Here is a 3,587-nt window from a genome sequence, read left to right as displayed (position 1 = left end):
CCCCCAAAAATGAACAAACACGACTGATGAATTTCGATCCTTGCTAAACGCCACCGCGTCGGCAGGGGATGTTTTGATTTCATTCAGGAGTGCTTATGGCTCATTTAGCGCAGTCCCCTTCTTTTATTTTGCATCAGGTCACCTGTCAGTTTGCGACGGGGGATATCCTTTTTGGTCCGCTGAATCTTTCTCTGGAACCGTCTCTGTGCGCGCTGGTGGGCCGCAACGGCAGCGGGAAAACACGTCTGCTGCGCCTGCTGGCGGGGCTTGATGAACCCGCAAACGGGCATATCGAACGAACCGGAACACAGGTTTATGTGGCGCAGCAGCAGGATATTTTGCCACACACGACGCTGGCTGAATTGCTCGGGTACGAGGCAATCTTCGCGGCGCGAGCGCGTGTCGACAGCGGAGAGTATCAGCCTGACGATCTGGAAACGCTTGATGGCTTCTGGGATTTAGCAGAACGCCTGAGCGAGGCGTTTGCCCGGGCGACACTGTCGCCGTTTGATCCGGATAAGCCAGCCGCTGAACTCAGCGGTGGCGAGCGTGTCCGCGCGTTGCTGTGCGGGGCGTTTACGGCGCAAGCGGATTATCTGCTGCTGGACGAACCCACTAACCACCTGGACCGGCAAGGCCGGACATGGTTCTACGACCAGCTTGCCCGTTATCAGGGCGGTGTACTGGTGGCCTCCCATGACCGTGAGCTGCTGGCGCAGGTACCGCGCATTCTTGAACTGAGTGGCGCTGGTCTTCGCAGCTATGGCGGGAATTATGCGGATTATCAAACCCAGCGCGATGCTGAGCAACAGGCTGCCCGTGCGGCGCTGGAGCACGCGGCGACGGCGCGCAAACGTACCCGCGCGCGCATGCAGAGAGAGCATGACGACAGCCAGCGGCGGTCGGCAAAAACATTACGCACCGTCGATACCCTCAATATCGCATCGTTCGAACGCGTCAAATATAAAGGCGCGGCAAAGGAACGTATTGGCAGCTGGAAAAAACAGCATAACGAGCAAAATGATGCCCTGAACGCTGCCGTAAACAAGGCGCGTGAGCGGGTAGAAGACGATAACCCGGTGATGTTTACCCTGCCGGGGAGTCAGATTCCGGAAGGAAAACAGGTGCTGGTGATGGAAAATCTGGTGCTGCAGCATGTGCCCGTTCCCCCACTCAACTGGCGGATGGATGGTCCGATGCGCGTGGCGTTAAAAGGACCAAACGGCTGCGGGAAGTCGACGCTGTTAAAAGCGATTCTCGGCGAAATCAGCCCGCGTTCAGGGACCTGCAACGTTTCCGTCAGCTGCGCTTATCTCGATCAACATCTGTCCCGGCTCGATCTCTCGCAGTCGGTCATGACCCACCTCAACCTGGGCAATACGCCCCTTGAAGAGGGGGTATTACGAACCCGTTTAGCGCAGCTCCAGTTGGGGGCCGATAAAGTCGCGCTCCCGCTGGCGGAACTGAGCGGCGGTGAGCGTCTTAAGGCGGCACTGGCCTGCGTATTATGGCGTGCTGAGGCCACGCAGCTCCTGTTGCTGGATGAACCGACCAACCATCTGGATCTGGCCTCGGTTCAGGCCATTGAAGCGGCATTGGCCGGTTTTCCGGGAGCACTGCTGGTGGTGTCACACGATGACGCTTTTTTAAAAGGGTTAACGTTGTCGCACGAGATGATCTGGGAAGAGGCGGGCTGGCGTTGCGAAAGTCTTTAAACACAAGCCCCCGCGAAGGCGGGGGCGTTCAAACGTCACTACGCTATCTGTTTGCTGAGTGCAGGGTTGGCCTGAATCAGGCGCATCAGCTTTAACTCGGTTGGCGTGGGTCTCTCACGTTTTGACTCCCACTCCAGCACCATCGCTACGCTGACACCCATCGCTCTGGCGAATTCTTCTGTCTTCAGACCTGTCCCTTTGCGCAATTGCTCATATTCTGTAAAGGGATTGGCTTTTTGTTGCAGGGTAATCGTCTGCGGTACATCTTTAAAAATGATCTGTTCCAGACTGCTCAGCAGCTCAAACTCAGGATCTTTATATTCCATTGAGAACTCCTCTTAAATCTCACATCGTGATCAAGAACATCAGAGAGCCAATTAAGAATAGTCCCTAATACAAACCCAGGATCGTCACGGGTGTGATTAATCGTGCGGTAACGATCGCTTTATCCGATTCAGCTATATGGATAGTTATGCTAATTACCTGATTAACCATAAGGAGGGCCCGTCAGGTATTTTTTTGTAAATGATAAGAAATAAATCGGCAATAGGCGTTTTACATGAAAAGAGTATCTTGCAAGGCTGACCTGGACTATCCTTGTAAGCCGTCGGGCACGCGTGTGCCGGTGTGCGCTTTTTTGGGTGAAAGGAGTAATAAAATGGCGACAGGAAAGTCCTGCTCTCGCTGGTTTGCGCCTATTGCGGCGTTGTTGATGGTTGTTAGCCTGAGTGGGTGTTTTGATAAAGAAGGCGATCAGCGCAAAGCGTTTATCGATTTTCTGCAGAATACAGTGATGCGCAGCGGCGAGCGGTTACCGACGCTGACTGCGGATCAGAAAAAACAGTTTGGTCCCTTTGTGTCCGATTACGCCATTCTTTATGGGTATTCACAGCAGGTGAGCCAGGCGATGGATTCCGGTATCCGCCCGGTCGTGGATAGCGTAAACGCCATCCGCGTTCCACAGGATTATGTGACTCAGCGTGAACCGCTGCGCCAGTCCAACGGTGCGCTCGGCGTGCTGAGCCAGCAGCTACAGAATGCGAAAATGCAGGCTGATGCGTCACGTTCTGCGCTGAAGCAGGGTGACGATCTCAAACCGGTCTTTGACAAAGTGTATGAGAAAGTGGTGACCAAACCGTCTGAAGCACTGCAACCGCTGATTCCAGCCGCGCAAATTTTCACGCAGCAGCTGGTTCAGGTGGGTGACTTTATCGCCCAGCAGGACACTCAGGTGAGCTTTGTTGCCAACGGCATCCAGTTCCCGACTTCGCAGCAGGCAAGTCAGTACAATACGCTGATTGGGCCACTGGCCTCCCAGCATCAGGCCTTTAGCCAGGCGTGGAGTGCCGCCGTCACGGCCACAGAATAAACCGAAAAAACCCCGCGTCAGGCGGGGTTTTTTTATGCATTGCGAAAATAACGCTTGTCATTCCTCTACCACATCGGTATAACTATTCCCGTCGGTTTGTTACACAGACCTAAAGCAGTTTAGTAAAGCAGTCCAGATTGTTATCCATAGATACCCTTCGTTGTGACCCTTCCTTCATCGCTTAAAAATCTGTAACGCAATCCATCAAGCCGGAAGGCACAATATATTTGTTAATTAAGGTAATTCTATGTCTGCTAAAATGACTGGTCTGGTAAAATGGTTCAACGCTGATAAAGGTTTCGGCTTCATCACTCCTGACGATGGCTCAAAAGACGTGTTCGTACACTTCTCTGCTATCCAGAACGATGGCTACAAATCTCTGGACGAAGGTCAGAAAGTGTCCTTCACCATCGAAAGCGGCGCTAAAGGCCCAGCAGCTGGTAACGTTGTAAGCCTGTAAGCTTCCAACCCAGTAGCACAAAATTCAAAAACCCGCCTTCTGG

At 53.3% G+C, this 3,587-nt stretch carries 4 protein-coding genes; 3 read left to right on the top strand and 1 reads right to left on the bottom strand.

The window, feature by feature from the left end:
• The first annotated feature begins 95 nt into the window (after positions 1-95).
• Positions 96-1,715, top strand: a complete 1,620-nt coding sequence (locus tag L977_RS03010; RefSeq protein ID WP_047624670.1) for an ABC-F family ATP-binding cassette domain-containing protein — start codon at positions 96-98, stop codon at positions 1,713-1,715.
• Positions 1,716-1,753: 38 nt separating this feature from the next.
• Here L977_RS03010 and L977_RS03005 read toward each other — a convergent pair whose 3' ends face one another.
• Positions 1,754-2,041: an HTH-type transcriptional regulator gene (locus L977_RS03005; RefSeq protein WP_014882043.1), complete on the bottom strand. Its 288-nt coding sequence runs from the start codon at positions 2,039-2,041 to the stop codon at positions 1,754-1,756.
• A gap of 332 nt (positions 2,042-2,373) precedes the next feature.
• Between L977_RS03005 and L977_RS03000 the strand changes: the two genes are divergently transcribed.
• Both L977_RS03000 and cspE read left to right on the top strand, forming a co-directional pair.
• A complete protein-coding gene (locus L977_RS03000; RefSeq protein WP_014882044.1) occupies positions 2,374-3,084 on the top strand; it encodes a DUF3053 domain-containing protein in 711 nt (236 codons plus the stop codon).
• Between the two features lie 247 nt (positions 3,085-3,331).
• A complete protein-coding gene (gene cspE, locus L977_RS02995) occupies positions 3,332-3,544 on the top strand; it encodes a transcription antiterminator/RNA stability regulator CspE (protein WP_003860775.1) in 213 nt (70 codons plus the stop codon).
• The last annotated feature ends 43 nt before the right edge of the window (positions 3,545-3,587 follow it).

Origin of the sequence: Enterobacter sp. ZOR0014 (assembly GCF_000798855.1) — a bacterium.
Classification (GTDB): domain Bacteria; phylum Pseudomonadota; class Gammaproteobacteria; order Enterobacterales; family Enterobacteriaceae; genus Enterobacter; species Enterobacter kobei.
This window is presented reverse-complemented; position numbering and strand designations above follow the sequence as displayed.

Bases quoted from the DNA above. Each gene is read 5' to 3' on its own strand.
- L977_RS03010 (WP_047624670.1), top strand. From the start codon at position 96: ATGGCTCATTTAGCGCAGTCCCCTTCTTTTATTTTGCATCAGGTCACC.
- L977_RS03005 (WP_014882043.1), bottom strand. From the start codon at position 2,041: ATGGAATATAAAGATCCTGAGTTTGAGCTGCTGAGCAGTCTGGAACAG.
- L977_RS03000 (WP_014882044.1), top strand. From the start codon at position 2,374: ATGGCGACAGGAAAGTCCTGCTCTCGCTGGTTTGCGCCTATTGCGGCG.
- cspE (WP_003860775.1), top strand. From the start codon at position 3,332: ATGTCTGCTAAAATGACTGGTCTGGTAAAATGGTTCAACGCTGATAAA.